The sequence below is a fragment of the Burkholderia sp. MSMB1588 genome (genome assembly GCF_001546925.1).
GTDB classification, from domain to species: Bacteria; Pseudomonadota; Gammaproteobacteria; order Burkholderiales; family Burkholderiaceae; genus Burkholderia; species Burkholderia humptydooensis.
Genome location: NZ_LNJS01000001.1, coordinates 981,942 through 1,004,075 on the forward strand (window position 1 = coordinate 981,942; position 22,134 = coordinate 1,004,075).

At 68.9% G+C, this 22,134-nt stretch carries 23 protein-coding genes and 1 pseudogene; 6 read left to right on the plus strand and 18 right to left on the minus strand.

Going from position 1 to position 22,134, the window contains the following annotated elements:
• Positions 1-141: 141 nt before the first annotated feature.
• From WS92_RS16180 to WS92_RS16205, 6 genes are all read right to left on the minus strand, one after another.
• Positions 142-735, minus strand: a complete 594-nt coding sequence (locus tag WS92_RS16180; protein ID WP_009911728.1) for an FUSC family protein — start codon at positions 733-735, stop codon at positions 142-144.
• 24 nt (positions 736-759) lie between these two features.
• Complete coding sequence (locus WS92_RS16185) at positions 760-2,022, minus strand: MFS transporter (protein WP_006025034.1); 1,263 nt, start codon at positions 2,020-2,022, stop codon at positions 760-762.
• Positions 2,019-2,999, minus strand: coding sequence for a hypothetical protein (locus tag WS92_RS16190; RefSeq protein ID WP_043282187.1), 981 nt, complete (start codon positions 2,997-2,999; stop codon positions 2,019-2,021). Before WS92_RS16190 ends, WS92_RS16185 begins: the two co-directional genes overlap by 4 nt.
• 394 nt (positions 3,000-3,393) lie before the next feature.
• Positions 3,394-3,846 carry a carboxymuconolactone decarboxylase family protein gene (locus tag WS92_RS16195; RefSeq protein WP_006025036.1) on the minus strand — a complete coding sequence of 151 codons (453 nt, stop codon included), beginning with the start codon at positions 3,844-3,846 and terminating at the stop codon, positions 3,394-3,396.
• A gap of 296 nt (positions 3,847-4,142) precedes the next feature.
• Entirely contained in the window at positions 4,143-5,036 is an 894-nt protein-coding gene (locus tag WS92_RS16200) for an RNA polymerase sigma-70 factor (protein ID WP_015600752.1), read from the minus strand.
• A 202-nt stretch (positions 5,037-5,238) separates the two neighbouring features.
• Positions 5,239-6,222, minus strand: coding sequence for a LysR family transcriptional regulator (locus tag WS92_RS16205; protein ID WP_059934715.1), 984 nt, complete (start codon positions 6,220-6,222; stop codon positions 5,239-5,241).
• Positions 6,223-6,330: 108 nt separating this feature from the next.
• Here WS92_RS16205 and WS92_RS16210 point away from each other — a divergent pair, with 108 nt between their 5' ends.
• Positions 6,331-7,560: an MFS transporter gene (locus WS92_RS16210; protein ID WP_059934716.1), complete on the plus strand. Its 1,230-nt coding sequence runs from the start codon at positions 6,331-6,333 to the stop codon at positions 7,558-7,560.
• A gap of 187 nt (positions 7,561-7,747) precedes the next feature.
• Here WS92_RS16210 and WS92_RS16215 read toward each other — a convergent pair whose 3' ends face one another.
• The 3 genes from WS92_RS16215 to WS92_RS35855 form a co-directional block, all read right to left on the minus strand.
• On the minus strand, positions 7,748-8,077 hold the full coding sequence (locus WS92_RS16215; RefSeq protein WP_059934717.1) for a TfoX/Sxy family protein: 330 nt from the start codon (positions 8,075-8,077) through the stop codon (positions 7,748-7,750).
• Positions 8,078-8,389: 312 nt separating this feature from the next.
• Positions 8,390-8,683 carry a hypothetical protein gene (locus WS92_RS16220; RefSeq protein ID WP_059934718.1) on the minus strand — a complete coding sequence of 98 codons (294 nt, stop codon included), beginning with the start codon at positions 8,681-8,683 and terminating at the stop codon, positions 8,390-8,392.
• Between the two features lie 360 nt (positions 8,684-9,043).
• Positions 9,044-9,250 (minus strand): hypothetical protein, encoded by a 207-nt coding sequence (locus WS92_RS35855; RefSeq protein ID WP_156436725.1) that lies wholly within the window; start codon positions 9,248-9,250, stop codon positions 9,044-9,046.
• A 101-nt stretch (positions 9,251-9,351) separates the two neighbouring features.
• Between WS92_RS35855 and WS92_RS36145 the strand changes: the two are divergent.
• The 3 genes and pseudogenes from WS92_RS36145 (at position 9,352) to WS92_RS16235 (ending at position 12,410) form a co-directional block, all read left to right on the plus strand.
• Positions 9,352-9,678, plus strand: a pseudogene (locus tag WS92_RS36145) (chemotaxis protein).
• 565 nt (positions 9,679-10,243) lie between these two features.
• The gene (gene plcR / locus WS92_RS16230) at positions 10,244-10,957 is read left to right on the plus strand and encodes a phospholipase C accessory protein PlcR (protein ID WP_015601020.1); all 714 of its coding nucleotides are present in this window, start codon (positions 10,244-10,246) and stop codon (positions 10,955-10,957) included.
• Positions 10,958-11,036: 79 nt separating this feature from the next.
• Positions 11,037-12,410 (plus strand): pectin acetylesterase-family hydrolase, encoded by a 1,374-nt coding sequence (locus tag WS92_RS16235; protein WP_059934750.1) that lies wholly within the window; start codon positions 11,037-11,039, stop codon positions 12,408-12,410.
• A gap of 97 nt (positions 12,411-12,507) precedes the next feature.
• Here WS92_RS16235 and WS92_RS16240 read toward each other — a convergent pair whose 3' ends face one another.
• Complete coding sequence (locus tag WS92_RS16240) at positions 12,508-13,917, minus strand: nucleobase:cation symporter-2 family protein (RefSeq protein WP_009911738.1); 1,410 nt, start codon at positions 13,915-13,917, stop codon at positions 12,508-12,510.
• Between the two features lie 113 nt (positions 13,918-14,030).
• Positions 14,031-14,567 carry a GNAT family N-acetyltransferase gene (locus WS92_RS16245; protein WP_006025048.1) on the minus strand — a complete coding sequence of 179 codons (537 nt, stop codon included), beginning with the start codon at positions 14,565-14,567 and terminating at the stop codon, positions 14,031-14,033.
• A 277-nt stretch (positions 14,568-14,844) separates the two neighbouring features.
• On the opposite strand from WS92_RS16245, the gene WS92_RS16250 reads away from it, so the two are divergent.
• Both WS92_RS16250 and WS92_RS16255 read left to right on the plus strand, forming a co-directional pair.
• Entirely contained in the window at positions 14,845-15,276 is a 432-nt protein-coding gene (locus tag WS92_RS16250; RefSeq protein ID WP_059934719.1) for an STM2901 family protein, read from the plus strand.
• 2 nt (positions 15,277-15,278) lie between these two features.
• The gene (locus WS92_RS16255) at positions 15,279-15,662 is read left to right on the plus strand and encodes a DUF1493 family protein (RefSeq protein ID WP_006025050.1); all 384 of its coding nucleotides are present in this window, start codon (positions 15,279-15,281) and stop codon (positions 15,660-15,662) included.
• A gap of 179 nt (positions 15,663-15,841) precedes the next feature.
• Here WS92_RS16255 and rng read toward each other — a convergent pair whose 3' ends face one another.
• The 7 genes from rng to purD all read right to left on the minus strand — a co-directional run bounded on the left by rng (position 15,842) and on the right by purD (position 22,094).
• Positions 15,842-17,308 (minus strand): ribonuclease G, encoded by a 1,467-nt coding sequence (gene rng, locus WS92_RS16260; RefSeq protein ID WP_059934720.1) that lies wholly within the window; start codon positions 17,306-17,308, stop codon positions 15,842-15,844.
• Between the two features lie 8 nt (positions 17,309-17,316).
• Positions 17,317-17,949: a Maf family protein gene (locus tag WS92_RS16265; protein WP_006025052.1), complete on the minus strand. Its 633-nt coding sequence runs from the start codon at positions 17,947-17,949 to the stop codon at positions 17,317-17,319.
• A gap of 51 nt (positions 17,950-18,000) precedes the next feature.
• A complete protein-coding gene (gene rlmH / locus WS92_RS16270) occupies positions 18,001-18,471 on the minus strand; it encodes a 23S rRNA (pseudouridine(1915)-N(3))-methyltransferase RlmH (protein WP_015601304.1) in 471 nt (156 codons plus the stop codon).
• 61 nt (positions 18,472-18,532) lie between these two features.
• Positions 18,533-19,009: a ribosome silencing factor gene (rsfS, locus tag WS92_RS16275; RefSeq protein ID WP_015601569.1), complete on the minus strand. Its 477-nt coding sequence runs from the start codon at positions 19,007-19,009 to the stop codon at positions 18,533-18,535.
• A 4-nt stretch (positions 19,010-19,013) separates the two neighbouring features.
• Positions 19,014-19,766: a nicotinate-nucleotide adenylyltransferase gene (locus WS92_RS16280; protein ID WP_041861732.1), complete on the minus strand. Its 753-nt coding sequence runs from the start codon at positions 19,764-19,766 to the stop codon at positions 19,014-19,016.
• Positions 19,763-20,686 carry an oxygen-dependent coproporphyrinogen oxidase gene (gene hemF, locus WS92_RS16285; RefSeq protein WP_006025056.1) on the minus strand — a complete coding sequence of 308 codons (924 nt, stop codon included), beginning with the start codon at positions 20,684-20,686 and terminating at the stop codon, positions 19,763-19,765. The genes WS92_RS16280 and hemF overlap by 4 nt, the downstream gene beginning before the upstream one ends.
• Positions 20,687-20,816: 130 nt before the next feature.
• Positions 20,817-22,094 carry a phosphoribosylamine--glycine ligase gene (purD, locus tag WS92_RS16290; RefSeq protein WP_059934721.1) on the minus strand — a complete coding sequence of 426 codons (1,278 nt, stop codon included), beginning with the start codon at positions 22,092-22,094 and terminating at the stop codon, positions 20,817-20,819.
• Positions 22,095-22,134: the final 40 nt, after the last annotated feature.

Consider the following 22,134-nt stretch of genomic DNA (forward strand, 5'->3'; position numbering starts at 1 on the left):
CGCGCCGGCGAGGGCGGCGGTCTGTCGGAGCGTCGCGCGGGGCGGTGTCGTTCGGCACTGTTCAGCACCGTTCGACACCGCGCTTTCTTCGCGCGCCACCGCCGTTTTCATTTCCGCCGCATTCGCCCGTTCGCTGCGGCTTCAGTCTTTCGCGAACCAGCGCCGCTCGATCCGCGACATCGTCCAGCCGACCGCCATCGCGCACGCGGTGCCGAGCGTCACTTCGCCGAGCCGCACGAGCGGAATGTCCCACAGCGGGCCTTCGCCCGGAAACAGCAGCACGATCGTCGCGGTGATCGCGCCGAGCCGCGCTGCGCTGCCGACGTTCAGACACCAGCAGCAGATGATCGCGACCACGATCGTGACCGCGTACGCGACGAAGTGGCCGGCGCCCGTCGCCGCGCCCGCGAAGCCGATCAGTCCGCCCACCATCGCGCCGATGAACTGGTCGCGCGACAGGTTGATCGTGTCCGTGTAGTTGTGCTGCGTGACCGCGATCGCGGTGATCGCCGCCCACACGGCCTGCTCGGTGTGCAGCGCGCGGCCGATCCCATACGCGAGGCACGCGCCGCTCGCGGCCTGCACGGCCATCAGCGCGCCTTGCAGCAGGCGCTCCTTGAGCGACAAGCCCTTGAACAGGTCGAGCACTGATTCCTGGATCTGTCGGCGCGCGTCGTTGAATGCTTTGATCGTTTCCATCTCGGTCAGGCAAGGAGGGGGGAAAGCGCGCCGCACGCCGGTTCAGCGGCCGTCGGCGCGTCACTGCGCCGGCTCGGCGCTCGAGCGCTGCGCGTCTTCGGCGAGCGCCGCGTCGCGCGTCTCGGGCATCGCGAACCAGACGAGCAGCGTCGCGAGCGCGCCCGCGGCGGCGAGCCCGAAGAAGCTCGTCGCGTTGCCGAAGTGGTCGGCCGCGAAGCCGGCGAGCGCCGTGCTGAACGTCGCGCCGACACCCGCCGCGAGTCCGAAGAGCCCGATGCACAGGTTGTAGTGCCCCTTGCCGCCCGCGACATCGGCGGCGATGAGGGGCAGCATCACGCCGAACACGGCGGCGCTGATGCCGTCGAGCATTTGCACGGGCACGAGCAGGTACGGGCTCGACACGCCGGCGAACAGCAGCGCGCGCAGCGGCAGCGCGGCGAAGCCGAGCAGCAGGATCGGCCGGCGGCCCCAGCGCTGCGCGGAGCGTCCGACCCACGGCGAAAGCATCGCGACGATCGCCTGCGGGACGATGATGCACGCGGCGATCACGAGCTGCACGTTCTCGCCCATGCCCGCCGTCACTTCGCCCGCGGCGAGGTTCAGCATCGCCGCGTTCGACAGGTGGAACAGCACGACGCACGCGGCGAAGATCAGCATCCGCTTGTCGCGCAGCAGCTCGCGCAGCGTTTCGTGCTCTTCGTCTTCATCGGCGTCGTCGCGCGGCGCGGATGCGCGCGGCGCCGCGTGATGATGGCGGTGCGCCGGCTCGATCATCGCGAGCGCGACGAGCGCGGGCAGCGCGAGCGCCGCCGTCAGCCAGAACACCGCGCGCGCGGAGAAGTACTCGCCCGTGAGTCCCATCAGGCCCGCCGCGATCGCGCTGCCGAGCGACGCCCAGCGCGCGTTGCGGCCGAGCCGGTCGCCGAGGCTCTCGCGGCCGACGAGCGCGAACGAGATCGCCGCCATCGCCGGCACGAGCATGCAGCTCGCGAACCCGTGGAACACCTCGGCCGCGATCACGGGCACGACGGTCGGGCTCGCGGCGAGCAGCACCGCGGACAGGATGATCGCGGCGATCGCCCACGCGGCCGCGCCTTTCTTGTTCTTCAGCGCGTCGACGGCCGCGCCGCCCGGCACCTGGCTCACCATCGCGCTGATGGTTCCGATCGACAGCACCATGCCGATTTCGCCCTGCGTCCACTTGTGCGACGCGAGATACGACGCGATGAACGGACCGAAGCCTGTCTGCACGTTCGCGACAAAGAAGTTGAGCCAGTCGAGGGCGCGCAGGCTACGCGCGCTGACCGCATGCCGGACCGTCATTGTTTCGCACCTGCTCGAGCGGTTGCCGGCGCGGCGGCGGGGGCGGCTGGGGTGGCGGGCGAGACGGCGAGGATCGGCTTGTCGCCGGCGTAGGGCGGCGACGCCCTCAGTTGCGCGTCGTTCAGGTCGAGCAGCGCGCGCAGCGATTTGTCCTTCGGCGCGAAGCGCAGCGCCGACCAGTTCGCGGCGATCGTGTGCCGATCCGGATCGACGAGGCCGCCGACGTCGAGCACGACCGCCTGCGGCTGCGCGTCGTGACCGATCAGCACGTCGACGACGCGGCCGACCTTCGTGCCGTTCGGGCGCTCGATGTCGGCGTCGATGATCCGCATCTGGCCGGGCTCGGCGCCTGCCCGCGTCGAACCCGTGAGCGGCACTGTCTTCGGGCGGTCGGCGGGTTGCAGCCGCGCGGTGGCCGGCATGTCGAGGACGATGGGCTCCTGCTTGCCGCCCGGCGTGAAGCGGAACAGCTTCCACGGGAAGCTGACCTTGCGGTCGCCGACGCCCATGAAGCCCTGCAGGTTCACGAGCATCTCGCGCGGCGCGCCGTTCGCGTCGGCCGTCATGTCGACCGCGCGGCCGATCACCTTGCCGCCGCGTCGCACCTCGCTGTCGAGGAGCGCGTGCACCTGGCCGCGCTCGATCGCGCGCGTCGTCACGAGCGGCGCGGGCGCCGGCGCGGGCGCAGGAGGCGGCGGCACGGCGCGCGCGGGCTTTTTCGGCGGGGCGGCCTCGCGGTGCGGTTTCTTCGGCGGCGTGGTCTCGACGGGCTCGGGCGCGCTCGCCGGCTCGGGCGCGGCGACGGGCTCGCTCGCCGGCTCGACGGGCACGGCCACCGCTTCGACGACGGGCGCGGGCGCCTGCGGCGCGCGGAACAGCGCGCAGCCGGACAGCGCGAGCGTGGCGAGGACGACGGGTGCCGCGGTGGCGACGGGACTGGGGAGACGGAAGGCAGAACGCGGGAATCCGCCGCTCATCAAGAAATACTCCATGGACGGGGGCGGGCCGCATGGGCGCGCCGCTGGCGATGATGGCTGACGCCCGAAGGGCATCGCGGGAGGACAGAGTTTAACCTGTGAAGAATACGGGCCGGAAAACGGCGCCGCGCGACGGGCCGGGGTGGACGTTCGAATCGAATGGTACGCCCGCGCGGGGCAGTTGGAGTGAATGGCTGGGTTGGCGACGGTCAGCGCCGCGGACGGCGGGTGCCAGGAGATTTTTTTTTGCCTCTTGTTCGCTTTGCCGCTCGTCGTTTGGCGTATCCCGCCGGGCGGTTGCGTTGCGGGCGCGGGCGGCGCGGCGGTGGCCGCCGTCGCTGCGGCCGGGCCCGGCATCCGGCGGGGTAGAGGCGACGCGTCGCCCGGCGTCCGCTTACGTCGTCTCCGGAATCGGATTCCTGAAGCTGACGTTCAGCAGATTCCACGCGTTGATTGTCGCGATCGCGAAGCCGAGCTCGGCGATCTCGGCATCGGAGAAGTGCGCCTGCAACTGCGCGAACGCCTCGTCGCCCGGGTCCGTGTGCGGAATCCGCGCGACGCTTTCCGCCCATTGCAGCGCGGCGCGCTCGCGTGCGTCGAAGAACGGGGCCTCGCGCCAGCCGGCGACCGCGTTCAGATGCCGCTCGTTCACGCCGAGCTTCACGAGATCGCGCCAGTGCATGTCGATGCAGTACGCGCAGCCGTTGATCTGCGAGACGCGCAGGAACACCAGATCGACGAGTTGCTTGCCGAGCGAGCCGCTCCACACGGTTTCGGACAGATGGAGCAGCGCGTTGAACGGCTTCGATGCGAGCTTCGGGTACGGAAGGCGGGGGGCGTGCGCCATGATCGGTTTCCTCTGAAAGCGGGGCCGCCCGATGCGGCCCTCTCGCCTACAAGACGTGGCGCGTCGCGCGTTTGTGACAGGGTGTCGCGAGCATGCGTTGCTGGTCGGTGTGGCGCGGAGCGAAATCGTTGGCCGTTCGGACGATGGAGCGGTTTCCGATGCACGCCGTACCATGCTGAGTACGAGACGAGACCAAGCGTTGCGTGGAGGGGCGAGACAGGCAGAGCGAGTCGTACCGAGCCGGGCCGTGGCGCGCCGGAATGTGATCCGTCGCAGCGCGCGCCGCGCCACGCGCGTCACGCATGGCCGGTCGGAATATGCGCGAGCTTGTCCGGATTGCGCACCGCGTAGATCGCGACGATCCGTGCGCCATCGGTGACGAACGCCTGCGCCGATTCGATCTGCCCGTCGATGAAGCGCAGCAGGCCCGGCTCGCCGTTGATCTGCGCGAGCCGGTACTCGACCCGCCCGGCATGGCGCCTGCCGACGACCCAGTACAGATTCGCGATCCGGAACGCGCCGCGCAATACCTTGAAGAACGACGGCACCTTGCCGCCGCCGTCGCCGACGAGCTCGACATCGTCCGCGAGTAGCGCCTGGATCGCGCTGCGCTCGCCGCTTGCCGACGCCTGCGCGAAGCGCTCGACGAGTTGCCGGTGCCGGTCGCGCGACACGTCGAAGCGCCGGTGTTCCTGCTGCACGCGCGTCGACGCGCGGTGGACGAGCTGGCGGCAGGCGGCCTCGCTCTTGTCGAGCAACTGCGCGATTTCCGCGTAGTCGCGCTCGAACGCCTGGCGCAGCAGGAACGCCGCGCGTTCCTCGGGCGACAGGCGTTCGAGTACCCACAGCAGCGCGACCGACAGGTTGTCGGCGAATTCGGCCGCGGTCTCGGGCGTGCGCTCGTCGACGTCGACGAGCGGCTCGGGAAGCCACCAGCCGACGTAGGCGTCGCGCTGCGCTTTCGCGGCGCGCAGCCGGTCGATCGACAGCCGGGTGACGACCGTGACGAGCCACGCCTCGGGCGAGTCGAGCGCGTCGCGGGCGGCCTGGTGCCAGCGCAGCCAGGTGTCCTGCAGCACGTCTTCGGCGTCGGCGCGCGTGCCGAGCATCCGGTACGCGATCGAGAAGAGGCGCGGGCGTAGCGCGGTGAACGGTTCGTCGGGCGGCGCCGGGCGGGAGGTTTCGGTCATGTTTCGGTCATGTTCCTGGGGTTTGCTGGACGGGCTGCTTGAAAGACTTGCGGTTCGAAGGGTTTGAAGCGTTCGAAGGATCAAGACGAAGCAGGCGGCGTATTTGTGACAGCGGCAGGCGCGGCGATGCCCGAAGGCCGTCGCCCTTGAACTGCTGCGCACGGCTTCGGCGCGCCGTTTCGCGTATGCAGGGCGCTGGCAGTCATGTCGCGTGCGAGTCGTCGTCCGATGCCGCGGCCGGCCCGGCGGGCGGCTCGTCCTCCGTGCGCCGGCCCGCGACGGCGAACAGCGCGCTGCGCAGCCAGCGATGCGCGGGATCGGCGTGCAGCCGCGGGTGCCACGCGGCGGCGAGCGTGAAGCCGTCGACTTCGACGGGCAGCGGCAGCAGATCGAGCCGGTCGGCGAAGCGCAGCAGGAAGCGCTCGGGCAGCGCGCACACATAGTCGGTCGCTTCGAGCACGAGCGGCGCGAGATGGTACTGCTGCACCGACACGGCGACGGCCCGTGAGCGTCCGAGCGCGCGCAGGCGGTCGTCCATGAAGCCGTGCAGGCCGCCGCCGTCGCCCGATACGATCACGTGGCGAAGCGCGCAGTACGCGTCGAGATCGGGGGGCGCGAGGCCGCGCGGATGTCCGTTGCGCTGCGCCATCACATAGCGCTCGCGCAGCAGCGGGCGCGCGATCGTCGCGCGCGGCACCGCGAAATCGGCCGCGATCAGCAGGTCGGCCTCGCCGCGCTCGAGCAGCGCGCCCGCAGCGTCGGCCGGCGCATTGCGGAACGCGAGGCGCACGCCCGGCGCGTGCGTCGCGACGTGCCGCACGAGATCGAGGCCCGCCATCACGAAGCCGTTGTCGCTCGCGACGATCTGGAACGTGCGCTCGTCGGTCGCCGGATCGAACGCGGCGCCGTGGCGCAGCGCGGCCTGCAATTCGCGCAGCGCGCCGCGCAACGGGCCTTGCAGCGCGAGGGCCCGTGCGGTCGGCACCATTCCGCGGCCGTTCTTCGCGGGCAGCAGCAGCGGATCGCCGATCAGCTCGCGCAGCCGCGCGAGCTGCGCGGACAGCGCCGGCTGGCTCAAATGCAGCCGCGAGGCTGCGCGCGTCACGTTCGCCTCTTCGAGCAGTACGTCGAGCGCGGCGAGCAGCGCGAGGTCGGCGCCGCGCCATTCGGTCGACATATTTTTCATGTAAATGGCTCCAATACGAAGAATCGATTTCAAATATACCAACGGGATGCGCAGACTGTCGCGAGACGCGGCTTGGGTGGCCGCGACCGGACTTTCGAAGGGCATTCGATGAAGACACACGAAACCGAGCGTCATGCGCTACGGGCGCTCGCGAGCGCCAATTTCGCGATGGGCAGCATGTCGTACGGCGTGGTGGGCGCGCTGCCGTCGCTGGCCGCCGACTGGCGGATCGCGCCGGGGCGCGCGGCGCTCCTGATGGCGGCGTTCTCGATCGCGTTCGCGATCGGCGCGCCGGTGCTGCAAATGCTGATCGGGCATCGGCGGCGGCGCGGCGTGCTGATCGCCGGCCTGCTGACGACGTCGCTCGCGACGCTCGCCGGCGCGTTCGCGCCGAGCTTCGGCTGGCTGCTTGCGGCGCGGATCGTCGCGGGCGTCGGCGCGGGCGCGGTGAGCCCGGTTGCGACGGCGATCGGCGCCGGGCTCGCGCCGGCCGAGCGGCAGGGCAAGGCGCTCGCGATCGTGTTCGTAGGCGTGACGTTGTCGAGTGTCGTCAGCGCGCCGCTGTCGGCGTGGGTCGCGCAGGCGCTCGGCTGGCGTGCGACGTTCGGCTGGCTCGCCGCCGTCGCGCTCGGCAGCGCCGCGTGGATCGCCGGCACGGTCCGCGACGCGTCGCGCGGCGAACGGATGCGAGCGGGCGGGCTCGTTGCGTTGCTCGCGCGTCCCGCGACGGCGGCGGGCCTCGCCGTCGTCGTGCTGCAGACGGGCGCGTTCTTCTGCACGTACACGCTGATCCTGCCGCTGTTGCATCGGCGCTTCGGCGCGAGTGCGGGCGAGGGCGCGTTCGCGCTCCTCGTGTTCGGCGTGACGGGCATGCTCGGCAATCTCGTCGCGCAGCGCGTCGCGCGGCGCTGGTCCGCCGAGCCGCTGCTTGCCGCGGCGATGGGCGCGATGCTCGCGGTGTTCGCGGGCCTTGCCGCGCTCGCGGCGACAGGTTTCGGGGGCGACGCGCGGTTTGCCGCGGCGCTCGCGCTGCTCACGCTCTGGGCGCTGATGCAGGATCTGTTCTATCCGTCGCAACTGCGGCGCGTCGTCGGCCTCGAGCCGCATTACCGGGGGATGGCGCTCGCGCTCAATTCGTCGGGAATCTTCGCGGGCATCTCGCTCGGCTCGGCGCTCGGCGGGCGGGTCGCCGACACGTGGGGCGTCGGCCTGCTCGCGCCGGCATCGGCGGCGCTGACGGTCGCCGCGCTGATTGCGTTGGGCATTTCGCGGCGGTATGCGGTGGTGCCGCGCGCGAGTACGGCCGCGCGCGCGGCGGGCACGCGGGCTGTCGGATGACGGGCGAATCGGCGGCGGCGCGAGCTGGGATTCATTGACGGTCCCCGCTCGTCGCGCGATGTCATCCGTTCGGCGTCGTGCGCCGCCAGACGAGCCGCGCTACGTGCGTCCCGCCTGCGCGTATTCGGCGGGCGTGCCGCGATACGGATCGCCGCCTGAGAACGGCGCGGGAGACGGCGCGCGCATGCTACTTCGGCGGCAGCGAGCGGACGAACGTGAGCGCCGCGTCGATCAGGCTGCGGCGCAACGCGTCGTTGCCGTACGCGTCGGGCGCGGCGCGCACCCAGCCCAGCATCGGCCTGCCGCGCGAGATCATCCGGACGATGCCCGGATGCTTCAGCGCCCAGCCGTCGTTGCCCTTGCCGAGCCTGACGAGCATGCCGTCGTCGCGCGCGGCGCACAGCAGATGGCCATCGAGCAGCCACGCCCAACCGCCGAACATCGCTTGCGCGACGACGTTGGGTTCGAATTTCAGTTCGTCTTCGACGAGCGCTTCGAGTCCGGGATCGCGGGCCATCTGACGTTTTCGTTCCTGGTGGCGCAGCGTGCGCTGGGGGCCGGCGGGCGTCGTGGTTTAACGGCGAAGCCGGGGGCAAGCGATGTCGTCGCGGGCGGTTGACGAAAGAGCGGTGCTTGCCGGCGACGCGCGGCGGGTGATCGATGACCGATAGTGAACGGTGAACCGCAAAGGGCGACCCCATGCCGGCAGCCCGATGCCGAAGGTGAATCCGCAAACGCCGCACGTCAAGCGTCAGCCGTCACCGAACGCCGACGCCAGAAGCCGGCGACGCCGGCATTGCCGCCGCGCCGCGCCGCTTGTCGCGCGGCATCAATAGCCGTGAGTGACGAGCGACAGCACCGACAGATCCGGATGCGTGCCGTCGACGATGCTGCGGCCGATCGACACCGCCTCGTGGAACGCCTCGTCGGCGCTGCGAAAGCTCTCTTCGCCGTCCGCGTGAAACGGCACCGTGTGGCCGGGCAGCGCCGGATCGGCGCCAGGATGGCACACGTAGCCGGCGTACGTGTAGCGGTTCGCGTCGGTTTGCGTTGGGGCCGGCGACACGTGGATCTCGAAGCCTTCGTAATCGACTTGTCGAGACGGAAGCGGCGGCTCGGACATGGCTGTCTCCCAGGCTGCGCTCGGCATGCACTGCGCCCGTCGCGCGGCCGTTTTTTCGTCGTTGTCCTTTGAAGGAAATTCTAGGCGATGCGCAGCGCGGCGGCGTGTGCGGCGCAGCGTGTGCGACGTGTGCTGCGAAGGAGACGAGGAAGGCGAAAGGCAACGAGGCAGCGCAGGCCGCGAGGCCAGCATGGGCCGCGAGCGCTGTCACCGCGAACGCGTCGCTGGCCGCGCGCCGGTTGCCGTCCGGCCGCCGCGCGGCCGGCCGGTCGCACGCCCCGGCCGCCGCCGCAGCACGCGGCACGTCGCTTGCTGCGCGACGGATTCGTTCACTGCAGGAGGTGCTATGCGACCCGAATTTCATCGAAGCATGTGGCGAGTGGTCGCCGTCGGGGTGACGACGGCCGGACTGGCGATGACGATGGCTTCGTGCTCGAAGCAGGGCGGCTCGAACACCGATTCGAGCTCGACGGGCGGCGCGACGGGCGGCGTGCAGCCCACACCGATGGCGCCGTCCGGCAGTTCCGGTGCGGCGCCCGGCGGCGCATCCGGCGGAGGTTGATCCACCGAAGCGCGTCGGCCGGGCGCGCGGCGCAGGCAACGCGCACGCAAGGCGCACGGCGCGCCCGGGCCGGCGCACGATTCGCCCGATCGACAGAGGGCGCGACATGAGCAGCACGCCGAATCCGGACGACGAGCCGCACCAACCGGACGAGCGTCCGTCGGCGAGCGACGACAGCCGTTCGCTCGGCCCGAGCGATTAGTCGGATTGCGGTAGCGACGTTGCGGGGGCGAAGCGGTGGCCGTGCGACGTCGACGCCGGGTTCGACCATCACGCGCCCGAGACGGGCGACGAAGAACTCGAAAGCGACACGGACCGCGGCGGAATGGGCGAGCGCGCATCGGCGGACGGCGATTTGACGTTCGACGACAGCGCGGACATCGTGCCGGACCGCACGGAGCGGGTGTCGCGGACGAAGCGCGGCGAAGACTGAACGGCGGCGAGCGCTTTTTTACAAGGCCATTGCAAAATGCGACGGCGGCGGACGACGCGTGCCGCCGCGCGCGGATTGCGCCGCCGCCCCCCTGCCTGCATTTCGTTGAGCGAGTCGCGCCACGGCGTCGCGCGTGGCGCGCCGATTAGCCGCACATGACGGCCGCCATGTGGGCGCATCCGCCGACGGCGCGGTTCGTCGATTCGAATTCGACGAGCACGGCCATTGCGCTCCGGACGCAATGCGGCGAGCCGATCGCGCATGTCGACTCGCCGTGCATTCGCATCGTCGGAGCAACGAGCGTCAGCCGCATTCGGGCGAACGAGTTCGCGCGGTCGAATCCATGACCGCAGCGCGACCGAAGCCCAACTGAACCGCAACTGAAACACGACCGTCGTCGACGAACGCGGCGTGTCGAAAAATGCAGGCAATGCGTGCGTTCGATTCGTCTTTTGTCGATTAGTAGATCGCTTCTAGTGCGCGCTTTGACCACGGTTGGGTTTCGACATAGAACCTACACGAAAGCAGACAGTGAAGCGTCGCGACGGCCCGATGAGGAGACGCCGTGAAAAAATCGAAAGCGCTTTGGCGAACCGCGTTGCTGTTGGCGATGATCGGCGCAGCGGTTGCGGGATGGCGATACGTGTCGCCGTCACAGACGGCTGTAGCCCATCCCGTGCGATCCGACGCGACGCCCAACGAGCGCGGCGAACCGCCCGTGGATGCGGCGGACGAGACGCGAGCCGACGCCGGCCCCTCCGAGCGCAAGCTGGATCTCGTCGCACTGCGAAAGAGTCTCGCTGGCAGCGACGATGCGCAAGCGCAATTGCAGCGCATCGTCGCATTCGCCCGCTTTCGCGACCGGATCGCGGCATACGGCGAGGGCAGAAGCAGCATGCCGGCTGCGGAGCGGGCGCGGCTGGCCCGTCAGATTCTTGCCGAGCTGCCCGAGCACGTTGCGCGCAACGAAATTGTTCCCGTGCAGGCCGAGGCGCTCAGCGCCGCATTGCTTGCGGACGCGACGGCGGACCCCGAGACGCGCGGCGCGGCCATCCAGTCGATGCGGCAACAGTGGGACGCCTACGCCCGGCAGACGGTGGGGCCGTCGCCCGCACGCGATCCGCGTTATCTGGCCTACGCGCAGCAGAGCCGGGACATCGTCCGGCAGGTTCAGGCGAGCGTTCCCGATCCCGATCAGCAACAGGCCGTCATCGCGCAGCGCCTGCAGGCGCTGCGCGTTCAACTGTTCGACCAGACTTCCCGATCCGATACCCGTTGAGCGAGCCGCGACCGCATCGCCGCGAAAGTGCACGCGCGTCGTGGAAAACCGATCGATAGAGATAGAGATGGAGGAGAGCATGTCCGTACGCGAATGTGTCGAACGCCTGTGCGTCGCCGGCCTGCTGAGCGTAGCCGCCGTCGGCGGGCAGGCTGCTGCTGCGATGCAGGACCCGTCGATTCCCTATTATTCGTGGTACGAAGTGACGCTGCCGGAAAGCAGCGGCGCGTCATGCGGCAACGGCACGCCGATGCGCTTCTATATCAACCGCGCGCAATCGGACAATCTGCTCTACATGATGGAGCCGGGCGGCGCATGCTGGGATCACGGCACCTGTACCGAAACCGCGACCGGCGCGCAGGCGGGGCTCGGCGCGTTCAATCCCGACGGCATCCCGCACAACTACGTGAACGGCACCGTGCAGCAGAGCCTGAAGTCGTCGTTTCTGTCGCCGCTGATGACGCGGATGGATCTCGCGCATATCCTCGTCGGCGAGCCGAAGGTCGAGACGCAGGAATGGACGCAGGTGTTCGTTCCGTACTGCACGGGCGACATCCATATGGGCAGCGCGGTGCGCAGCTATGTGTCGCCGTCGGGCGACTGGCGGATTCAGCACTACAGTGGCCTGAAAAACGTCCGGGTGGTCGCGCAGTGGCTCGTCGACCACGGATTCGGCAAGCCGGGCCGGCTGCTCGTGTATGGAACGAGTGCGGGCGGCTACGGCACCCTCGGCAACTACGCGACGTTGCGCAGCACGTTGCAGCCGCAAATGCACAGCTCGCTGCTCGACGATGCGGGCACCGTCTTCAATACGCGCTTCGGCGCCGACCCGGCGACGTACCCGTCCGTCGGCCTGTACGACAAGGTGCGCGACGAATGGGGGATGACGGCGCCCGACGGCATGATCACGATCAACAGCCGGCTGACGCGCCACTTCGATCCGGGCAACATGGGCAGCGCGTATGCGGCGCTATCGGCGACCTATCCGCGCGACCGCTTCGGCTATACGACGTACCGGCGCGACAAGATCATCGCGGCCTATCATTACCGTCCTTTCGTGCCCGCGGTGATCGCGGCGCCGGACGACGCGACGAAGGACGAACTGTCGCTCGCGATGTTCGACCGCGAACTGAGCAATCTGAAGCAGGTGCTGAATCCGCTGCCGAACTTCGGCTATTTCATCCCGTGGGCGCGCGACGATTTCATGGGCAACCATCAGGTGACGGCGGTCAGCTTCACGGGATCGGGCATCCACGAGAACGGCATCGACACGGACGTCGGCACGTTCGTCGCCGATCTGCTCAATCAGCAGGACCCGGCGGACGTGCCCGTCATGAAGGCATACCGTACCGAACAATGGTCGGACTTCACGTTCTCGACCTTTCTTGCGTGGATCGACAGCATCTTCAACCTGACCGGCGAGGCAGGGCCGATTTCCGGACATCGGTCCTGAACGGACGGGGCGGCGCGAATTCATCCGGATTCGCGAGCGTCGTTCGTTGCCGAAGCCTGACGAAGCCTGACGGCGGTCCGCAGACCGCCGATTCTTTTCAGGAGTCTTGCGGGCGCGTCATGCCTTCCCCGGGCAGGAACCAGTTCATCACGAGCGCGCAGATGCCGCCCGTCGCGACGCCCGATTCGAGCACGTTCCTGAGCGCGTGCGGCAGGTTCGTCAGGATCTCCGGCACCTGGGACACGCCGAGCCCGAGGGCGAGCGAGACGGCGATGATCAGCAGCGCGCGGCGGTCGAGCCGGATGCCGGCGAGGATGTTGATGCCGGACGCGGCCACCGCGCCGAACATCACCATCGCCGCGCCGCCCAGCACGGGCTCGGGCACCGCTTGCAGGACGCCCGCGACGACGGGGAACAGGCCGAGCAGCACGAGCATGCCCGCGATCCAGATGCCGACATGGCGGCTCGCGATGCCGGTGAGCTGGATCACGCCGTTGTTCTGCGCGAAGACGGAGCTCGGGAACGTATTGAAGACGCCGGCGAGCAGCGAGTTCGCGCCGTTGACGAGCACGCCGCCCCTGATGCGGCGCATCCACTGCGGCCCCTCGACGGGCTGCCGGGAGATCTTGCTCGTGGCCGTGACGTCGCCGATCGCTTCCAGCGACGTGACGAGATAGATAATCAGCATCGGCACGAAGAGCGGCCACGAGAACGCGAGGCCGAAGTGCAGCGGCGTGGGGATCTGGAACAGCGCGGCTTCGCGCGCGCCGGTGAAGTCGAGACGGCCCATCGCGGCGGCCGCGAGATAGCCGAGCGCGAGCGCGATGACGAGCGCGGTGCTGCGCACCCAGACGATGGGCACGCGGTTCAGCGCGATGATGGTGCCGAGCACGAGGCCCGACAGCGTCAGGTTTTCGGCGCTGCCGAAGCTGCCCTTGGCGATCGCGCCATAGCCGCCGCCCATGCTGACGAGGCCGACCTTGATGAGTGTGAGGCCGATCAGCAGCACCACGATGCCGGTGACGAGCGGAGTGATGAGGCGCTTGACGAAGGGCAGGATGCGCGACACGGCCATTTCGACGAACGAGCCGGCGATGACGACGCCGAAGATCGCGGCCATCACGGTTTCGACCGGCGTGCCCTGCTTGACCATCAGGCTGCCGCCCGCGATGAGCGGGCCGACGAAGTTGAAGCTCGTGCCCTGGACGATCAGCAGGCCGGCGCCGAGCGGGCCGAAGCGCTTGCACTGGACGAAGGTCGCGAAGCCGGAGATGACGAGCGACATCGACACGATCAGCGTGGTGTCGCGGCTCGCGACGCCGAGCGCCTGGCAGATCAGCAGGCCGGGCGTGACGATCGGCACGAGGATGGCGAGCAGGTGCTGCAAGGCGGCGACGAAGGCGACCGTCGGCGCGGGGCGGTCGTCGGGGCCGTAGACGAGATCGTGGGCGGATTCGGCGCCGTCGGTGCCTTGGGAAGCGGGTGGGGCGAGGGGGGCGGGTTGCATCGCGAAAGAGCCGGTCCGGGTGGAAAGGCGGGATTTTAACGGAAGCGACGGCGGCGGCTGGCCGGTTGAGGCTGTCCGGCTGTTCGTTTGCCTGCGAGCGCGGCCGGCGATCGTCAATCGGCTGCCAGTCGCGAATAGAGCGCAAAGTCGCCCGGTGTGCCTCGCACCATGCGATAGGAACGCAGCAGGCCTTCGTATCGATAGCCGCAAGCGACGAGCACGCGCGCCGATCGCGCGTTGCTCGTCAATACCGTTCCTTGCACGCGGACGAAGCCGCAGTGCTCGAACGACCACGCGGTGACGCACGCGCATGCGGCGCGCGCGATGCCTTTTCCCCAATGCGAAGGCGCGAGATCGTAGGCGATCTCGGCGGTACGGTTCGTCGCTGAAATCGTGTGAAAGCCGATCGTGCCGATCAATTCGCGCGTGCCGTCGTCGACGATCGCGAGACGCCGATTCGATTCGGCCGAAGTGGATTCGTCATCGTCGAATAGCGGCAGCAGGTCTTCACGGGCGCGCAGGTTCCAGCTCGTGTGCTCGACGACGTGCGGCAGTTTCAGGTACGCATACCACGCGTGCGTGTCGGCGCGTTCGAGTGGGCGAAGCGAGACGCCCGGATAGTTCAGATGCGGCGCGTGGTCGATTCTCATGCGGAACCCTGGCGGTCGAGCGGGCGTCGCGGCGCGATGGTTTTCGCATCGTTCGACGCCGCGGGAAAGCCGGTCAATGCCGGCGGCCGGATCGATGCGCGGCCGCCCGGATCGTCGGCCGCCCGAGCGCCGCCGGACGAATCTACATCAAGACGATGTCGTACTGTCTCGGGGTTGATGAAAATTCAGTTTGGAGCGCGAGACGGGATGATACAGGGTAAGTCGGCGTTTGCGATTCTGGTAATCTCGGCCTCATTCAAACAACACCGAGGGCCGTATGGCGGACAATCGCTATTCGTACAACGGGCATACTAATCTTCAACCAGTCGACTTGTTCTTCTGGGTCGCCGTCGACGAGACGCAAAAGCGTCTCGGGTTCTACGATCTCGCCGCCGCCTCGGCTACGCTACTCGGTCAGACCGATGTGCCAGTGCCGGGGAAATTCGCCAACGCGACCAAAGGCACGTCGGTTATATCGATCGCTGCCCGGAAGCTGCTGCCGTTCGAGCTGAAAAGGCGCTTGCCGATGATCATGACGGTAGGTGTGCAGGGTGTGCGCATCGCGTTCACGAAGAACCTTGGCGCTTGGGTCGGCCGGACTATTCTTGTAGTCGGAGAGGTGTTTCTGGCCACGGACGCGGCGATGATCATGTTCAACACCGTGCGCATGTATAACGCCGTCGCCGAACCGGAAGATAGGGTGTTCTGACCATGCCGACCGATACATGGGAAAAGTTGGCCGCGTTTACGCGCGAGGAACTGGGGCGGCCGCTGTTCGGCGGCGAACTGCGACTTGAACCGTCGTCGCGCCTTGAGCAGGACCTAGGCGTGACCGGCACGGATGCGGTCGAGTATATCGACAAGTGGGCAGAGGCGTTTGGTGTCCAGGCCGAAGGATTCCCGTATGACCGTTATTTCGGCCCGGAGGGACAGGAACTGTTGACGTCGTTTCTCGCCCTCTTTTCCAAGCGGTTTCGTAAGCCGTCACGAGTGCCGCTGACGCTCGGCATGTTGGAAGAGGCAATGCGCCTTGGTCGATGGGAGACGGATGCAATCGAGCGCGTGGCTCAGTACCGGGCACCGCACCGCGATTAGATCCACCGGTTCATGGCGTGCCAGCCCGCACCGCCTTGCCGATAGCTTTGCGCTTTACGAGTATCGCCCCTGAGGCAAGCGCTCAAGCTCGGCGAGACCGGGCCTGGCTGGCCAAAACCCCGATTATCGGGGCGTGAAGTCAGTAACGGGGGATGATGCGGGGTGATATAGGGTGAACCCTACATCAAGACGATGTCGTACTGCTCCTGGCTCAGGTTCGACTCGACCTGCAACGACACCGGCTTGCCGATGAAGTCGATCAGCATCGCGAGATGCTGCGATTCCTCGTCGAGAAAGAGGTCGATCACCTGCTGCGATCCGATCACGCGAAACTCGCGCGGGTTGAATTGCCGCGACTCGCGCAGGATCTCGCGCAGGATGTCGTAGCACACGGTGCGCGACGTCTTCACCTGGCCCTTGCCCTGGCATGTCGGGCACGGCTCGCATAGCACGTGCGCGAGCGATTCGCGCGTGCGCTTCCTCGTCATCTCGACGAGCCCCAGTTGCGAGAAGCTGTTCACCGTCACGCGCGTGCGGTCGCGCGCGAGCGCCTTCTTCAGCTCGGCGAGCACCGCGTCGCGATGCTCGGCGTTCTCCATGTCGATGAAGTCGATGATGATGATCCCGCCGAGATTGCGCAGCCGCAACTGCCGCGCGATCGTGTGCGCCGCCTCGAGGTTCGTCTTGAAGATCGTGTCGTCGAAATTGCGCGCGCCGACGTAGCCGCCCGTGTTCACGTCGATCGTCGTCATCGCCTCGGTCTGGTCGATCATCAGGTAGCCGCCCGACTTCAGATCGACGCGCCTCGACAGCGCGCGCTGGATTTCGGCCTCGATGTTGTACAGGTCGAAGAGCGGCCGCTCGCCGGTGTAGTGGTGCAGCTTCGGGCTCACAGCCGGCGTGAACTCGGCCGCGAAATCGACGAGCCGCTGGTGCGTCTCGCGCGAATCGACCTGGATGCGCGTCGTGTCGTCGTTCGCGAAGTCGCGCAGCACGCGCTGCGCGAGGTCGAGATCCTGATACAGCAGGCTCGTCGGCGGCAGCCGCTGGCCCTGCCCGACGATCGTCGCCCACGTCTTGCGCAGATACGCGACGTCGCCGGCGAGCTCGTCGGAGCCCGCGTCCTCGGCGATCGTGCGCACGATGTAGCCGCCTTTCTCGTCGGCCGGGATCACCGCGGTCAGCCGCGCGCGCACGGCCTCGCGCTCGGCCTCGCTCTCGATCTTCTGCGAGATGCCGATGTGCGGCTCCTGCGGCAGGTAGACGAGCGTGCGCCCCGCGATGCTGATCTGCGTCGACAGCCGCGCGCCCTTCGTGCCGATCGGGTCCTTGATCACCTGGACCATCAGCGTCTGGCCCTCGAACACGATCTTCTCGATCGGGTGGTGCGCCGCGGCGGCGGGCGCGTCGCCCGCGCGCGGCTGCCAGATGTCGGCGACGTGCAGGAATGCCGCGCGCTCGAGCCCGATGTCGATGAACGCCGACTGCATGCCGGGCAAAACGCGCACGACCTTGCCGAGATAGATGTTGCCGACGCGTCCGCGCGACAGCGTGCGCTCGACGTGAAGCTCCTGCACCGCGCCTTGTTGGACGAGCGCGACCCGCGTTTCCTGCGGCGTGATGTTGATCAGGATCTCTTCGTTCATGGTGCGATTCAGAAGGCGACGTGCGCCGCGCGCAGCAGCGCCGCGGTCTCAAAAAGGGGCAGACCCATGATACCTGAATGGGAGCCATCGATTTGCTCGACGAATTCCGCGGCGCGCCCCTGGATCGCGTACGCGCCCGCCTTGCCGAACGGCTCGCCGGTTTCGACGTAGCGTGCGAGCGCGTCGCGCGTCGCGGGGCCGAAGCGGACTTCCGAGCGCGACAGCGCGGGCGGCATCAGCTCGCCTGTCGCATCGATCACGGCGAGCGCCGTCAGCACGTCGTGCGTGCGGCCGGCGAGGCGCGCGAGCATCGCGAGCGCGTCGGCGGCGTCGGCGGGCTTGCCGAGGATCGCGCCGTCGATCGTCACCGTCGTGTCGGCGACGAGCACGGGCGCGGCCGGCTTGCCGCTCGCGATGAGCCTCGCGCGCGCCGCTTCCGCCTTCGCGACGCACACGCGCAGCACGTAATGGTCGGGCGCTTCGCCCGGCAGCACGGCCTCGAGCGCTTCGGCATCCTCATCGGGCGCGGGCGCGAGCAGTTCGTAGCGCACGCCGAGCTGGTCGAGCAGTTCGCGGCGCCGGGGGCTTTGCGAGGCGAGGTAGACGAACGGGTAGGACGGGGCGGCGGCGCGGTCGGGCATCTTCTCGATAGTCTCGATGAGCGCGTGCGCGGCGCGTCGGGACGACGGCCGCTACGCGCGATGGTAGGGGTGATTCTGCGTGATGCTCCACGCGCGGTAAAGCTGCTCGGCGAGCAGCACGCGGACCATGCCGTGCGGCAGCGTGAGGCTCGACACGCGCAGCAGCAGCTCGGCGCGCGATTTCAGCTCCGGATCGAGCCCGTCGGCGCCGCCGATCACAAACGCGACGTCGCGTCCGTCCTGCTGCCACGCGGGCAACGCCTGCGCGAGCTGCATCGTGGTCCAGTCGCGGCCGCGCTCGTCGAGCGCGACGACGCGCGCGTTTTTCGGCAGCGCGGCCTCGATCCGCTGCTTCTCGGCGGCCATCACGCTGTCGGCCGTGCGCGAACCCGAGCGCAGCTCGGGCTTCACCTCGCGCAGCTCGATCCGCAGCTCGGGCGGCATCCGCTTCGCATATTCGTCGAAGCCGGTTGCGATCCAGCCGGGCATCTTGTGGCCGACCGCGACGATGTGCAGTTTCATGACGGCGAACGCAATGAGAGCGACAACAAGGAAAGCGACAAAACGGCGCGCGGCGGCGCGCTCAGCGGCGGCGCGCGGCCGTCGTCTTGCGGGCCGGGCGGGCTGCGGTAGCGGCCGTGTGGGCCTCGTCTTCGTCCGGCTCGTCCTCGTCGGCGCCGTCAGCCGCGCGCGCGCCGCGCGCGTTCGCCGCCGGGCCGCCGAGCTTCATCCGCACCGGCTTGTCGCCCCAGATTTCCTCGAGGTTGTAGTACTGGCGCAGCGCCGGCTGCAGGATGTGGACGACCGCGTCGCCGCAATCGACGAGCACCCATTCGCCCGTGTCCTCGCCCTCGGAGCTGACGACGTCGCCGCCGGCTTCCTTGACCTTGTCGCGCACGTTCGACGCGAGCGCCTTCGTTTGCCGGTTCGACGTGCCGGACGCGACGATCACGCGGTCGAACAGCTCGGTCAGGTGGCTCGTGTTGAACACTTTGATGTCTTGCGCCTTGACGTCTTCGAGAGCGTCGACGATCACGCGCTGGAGTTTGCGGATATCCATGGAATCAGGGATGGTAGAGACGATGTTGGAGAATATAGGCCCACACGGCGGCGGGCACGTGCTCGGCCGACGCGTCGGGCGCCTGCGCGCGTCGCGCGATGCAGGCGCGCAGGTGCGCGCGGATGTCGGTCGCGGCGACGTCGAGCGCGAGCGTCGTGTCGATCAGAAGGCGCCCGGCGGGCGTCGCCTGCAGCACGTCCGCGCTCGCCTGCCGGCTCGCGATCTCGGCCGCGACGGCGGGCGACGCCGCCGCGAAATCGAAGCCAGGCCGGGTCGCCGCGCAGACGTGCGCGTAATCGAAGAGGTGCTGCCAGTCGCGCCACGTGTCGAGGCGCACGAGTTGATCCGCGCCGATCAGGAGCGACAGCGACGCGTCCGCGCCGATCCGCTCGCGCCAGCGCGCGAGCGTCTCGACGGTGTAGGTCGGGCCGGCGTGCTCGATCTCGTCGGTCGCGACGCTGACGGTCACGCCCGGCAGCGCGAGCGCGCCCGCCGCCGCGCGGGTCATCGCGAGCCGGTGCTCGGCCGCCGATACGTCCTGCTTCTGATACGGCTGGCCGGCCGGCATCAGCACGAGCTCGGTCAGGCGCAGCACGTCCGCGAAGCGGCGCGCGAGCGCGAGATGACCGTCGTGGATCGGGTCGAACGTGCCGCCGAGGATGCCGATGCGGCGCGCCAGCGCGGGCGGGCCCGCATGGTCGGAATTCGGCGCGTGTCCTGGCGGGGCGGCGGCTCGGCCGGTGACGGAACGGCTCATGCCCAGTCGCGCGGCACGAGGAAATCGCTGTAGAGGCGCGCTTCCGGCGTGCCCGGGTCCGGACGCCAGTCGTAGCGCCAGCCCGCCGTCGGCGGCATCGACAGCAGGATCGACTCGGTGCGGCCGCCGCTTTGCAGCCCGAACAGCGTGCCGCGGTCGAACACCAGGTTGAATTCGACGTAGCGGCCGCGCCGGTACGCCTGGAACGCGCGCTCGCGCTCGCCGTACGGCGTGTCGCGGCGGCGCTCGACGATCGGCAGGTACGACGGCAGGAACGCGTCGCCGACGCTCTGCAGCATTTCAAACGAACGTTCGAAGCCGAGCGCCGAGAAGTCGTCGAAGAAGATGCCGCCGACGCCGCGCGCTTCGTTGCGGTGCTTCAGAAAGAAATAGTCGTCGCACCACTGCTTGAAGCGCGGGTACAGCTCGGCGCCGAACGGATCGAGCGCCGCGCGGCACGTGCGATGGAAGTGCCGGGCGTCCTCTTCGAAGCCGTAAATCGGCGTCAGATCCATGCCGCCGCCGAACCAGAACACGGGCGCCTCGCCCGGCTTCGTCGCGATCAGCATCCGCACGTTCATGTGGACGGTCGGGCAGTACGGATTGCGCGGGTGCAGCACGAGCGACACGCCGAGCGCCTCGAAGCCGCGCCCCGCGAGCTGCGGGCGCGACGCGCTCGCCGACGGCGGCAGCGCGTCGCCCGCGACGTCGGAAAAGCCGATGCCCGCGCGCTCGAAGAAGCCGCCTTCCTCGACAATGCGCGTGCAGCCGCCGCCGCGCAGCCGCTCGTCGGGGCCGCGCCGCCACGTGTCGGCCAAAAGCGGCGTGCCGTCGAAGGCGCCGAGCGCGTCGGCGATGCGCGTCTGCAGCCCTTGCAGGTAGGCGCGTACTCGGTTGACGTCGTAAGTCGAATCGGTCATCGATGTGGGGCGGCATCCGGGGGACGGACGCCGTCGAAAAATGCTTCTGCCGGGCATTCTAGCGAACCCCGGCAGAGGAGGGGGCGCGCCGCCCGAAAGCCGGCGCGCGAGGAACGGCGGCGGGCGCGCGTCAGACCGTCTTGCGGCTGAGCGCGCGGTAGCCGATGTCGCGGCGATACTGCATGCCCTCGAAGTTGATCTGGTTGATCGTCTCGTACGCGGCCTGCTGCGCGCCGCGCACCGAATCCGCGAGGCCGACGACGCACAGCACGCGGCCGCCCGACGTGACGAGCTTGTCGCCGTCGAACGTCGTGCCCGCGTGGAACGTCACCGAGTGCGCGGTTTCGGCTGGGATGCCGTTGATCCGGTCGCCCTTCCTCGGCGCATCCGGGTAGCCGTGCGCGGCGAGCACGACGCCGAGCGCGGTGCGGCGGTCCCAGTCGAGCTCGACCGTGTCGAGCGTGCCCGCGATCGCCTGCTCGACGACCTTCGAGAAATCGCTCTTCAGGCGCGCCATGATCGGCTGCGTCTCGGGGTCGCCCATCCGGCAGTTGAATTCCAGCGTGCGCGGATTGCCCTCCTTGTCGATCATCAGGCCCGCGTACAGGAAGCCCGTGAAGCGGATGCCGTCCTTCTCCATCCCGCGCACGGTCGGCATGATGATCTCGCGCATCACGCGCGCATGCATCTGCGGCGTGACGATCGGCGCGGGCGAGTACGCGCCCATGCCGCCCGTGTTCGGGCCGCGGTCCTCGTCGAGCAGGCGCTTGTGATCCTGGCTCGACGCGAGCGCGAGCGCGTGCTTGCCGTCGACCATCACGATGAAGCTCGCTTCCTCGCCGTCGAGGAATTCCTCGATCACGACGCGCGCGCCGGCGTCGCCGAGCTTGTTGCCGGACAGCATCATGTCGACGGCCGCGTGCGCTTCGTCCAGCGTCATCGCGACGACGACGCCCTTGCCCGCGGCGAGGCCGTCGGCCTTCACGACGATCGGCGCGCCCTTCGAATCGAGGTACGCGTGCGCGGCGGCCGCGTCGGTGAACGTTTCGTAGTCGGCGGTCGGAATGCCGTGGCGCTTCATGAACGCCTTCGCGAAATCCTTCGAGCTCTCGAGCTGCGCCGCTTCCCTCGTCGGGCCGAAGATCTTCAGGCCGCGCGCGCGGAAATGATTGACGATGCCCGCCGCGAGCGGCGCTTCCGGGCCGACGAGCGTGAACGCGACGCCTTCGGATTCGGCGAAATCGGCCAGGTCGTCGGGCGAGCTCAGATCGACGTTCTTCAGGCGCTCGTCCTGCGCGGTGCCGCCGTTGCCGGGGGCAACGTAGACGAGCTGGACGCGCGGCGACTGGGCGAGCTTCCAGGCGAGCGCATGTTCGCGGCCGCCGGAGCCGACGACGAGTAGTTTCATGGGATTCCCCGCAGACTAGAAAATAGGGCGGCCGGCGCGC

Coding starts and splice junctions, on each gene's coding strand:
- WS92_RS16185 (WP_006025034.1), bottom strand. CDS start 2,022: ATGACGGTCCGGCATGCGGTCAGCGCGCGTAGCCTGCGCGCCCTCGAC.
- WS92_RS16190 (WP_043282187.1), bottom strand. CDS start 2,999: ATGAGCGGCGGATTCCCGCGTTCTGCCTTCCGTCTCCCCAGTCCCGTC.
- WS92_RS16195 (WP_006025036.1), bottom strand. CDS start 3,846: ATGGCGCACGCCCCCCGCCTTCCGTACCCGAAGCTCGCATCGAAGCCG.
- WS92_RS16200 (WP_015600752.1), bottom strand. CDS start 5,036: ATGACCGAAACCTCCCGCCCGGCGCCGCCCGACGAACCGTTCACCGCG.
- WS92_RS16205 (WP_059934715.1), bottom strand. CDS start 6,222: ATGAAAAATATGTCGACCGAATGGCGCGGCGCCGACCTCGCGCTGCTC.
- WS92_RS16210 (WP_059934716.1), top strand. CDS start 6,331: ATGAAGACACACGAAACCGAGCGTCATGCGCTACGGGCGCTCGCGAGC.
- WS92_RS16215 (WP_059934717.1), bottom strand. CDS start 8,077: ATGGCCCGCGATCCCGGACTCGAAGCGCTCGTCGAAGACGAACTGAAA.
- WS92_RS16220 (WP_059934718.1), bottom strand. CDS start 8,683: ATGTCCGAGCCGCCGCTTCCGTCTCGACAAGTCGATTACGAAGGCTTC.
- WS92_RS16235 (WP_059934750.1), top strand. CDS start 11,037: ATGTCCGTACGCGAATGTGTCGAACGCCTGTGCGTCGCCGGCCTGCTG.
- WS92_RS16240 (WP_009911738.1), bottom strand. CDS start 13,917: ATGCAACCCGCCCCCCTCGCCCCACCCGCTTCCCAAGGCACCGACGGC.
- WS92_RS16245 (WP_006025048.1), bottom strand. CDS start 14,567: ATGAGAATCGACCACGCGCCGCATCTGAACTATCCGGGCGTCTCGCTT.
- WS92_RS16250 (WP_059934719.1), top strand. CDS start 14,845: ATGGCGGACAATCGCTATTCGTACAACGGGCATACTAATCTTCAACCA.
- WS92_RS16255 (WP_006025050.1), top strand. CDS start 15,279: ATGCCGACCGATACATGGGAAAAGTTGGCCGCGTTTACGCGCGAGGAA.
- rng (WP_059934720.1), bottom strand. CDS start 17,308: ATGAACGAAGAGATCCTGATCAACATCACGCCGCAGGAAACGCGGGTC.
- WS92_RS16265 (WP_006025052.1), bottom strand. CDS start 17,949: ATGCCCGACCGCGCCGCCGCCCCGTCCTACCCGTTCGTCTACCTCGCC.
- rlmH (WP_015601304.1), bottom strand. CDS start 18,471: ATGAAACTGCACATCGTCGCGGTCGGCCACAAGATGCCCGGCTGGATC.
- rsfS (WP_015601569.1), bottom strand. CDS start 19,009: ATGGATATCCGCAAACTCCAGCGCGTGATCGTCGACGCTCTCGAAGAC.
- WS92_RS16280 (WP_041861732.1), bottom strand. CDS start 19,766: ATGAGCCGTTCCGTCACCGGCCGAGCCGCCGCCCCGCCAGGACACGCG.
- hemF (WP_006025056.1), bottom strand. CDS start 20,686: ATGACCGATTCGACTTACGACGTCAACCGAGTACGCGCCTACCTGCAA.
- purD (WP_059934721.1), bottom strand. CDS start 22,094: ATGAAACTACTCGTCGTCGGCTCCGGCGGCCGCGAACATGCGCTCGCC.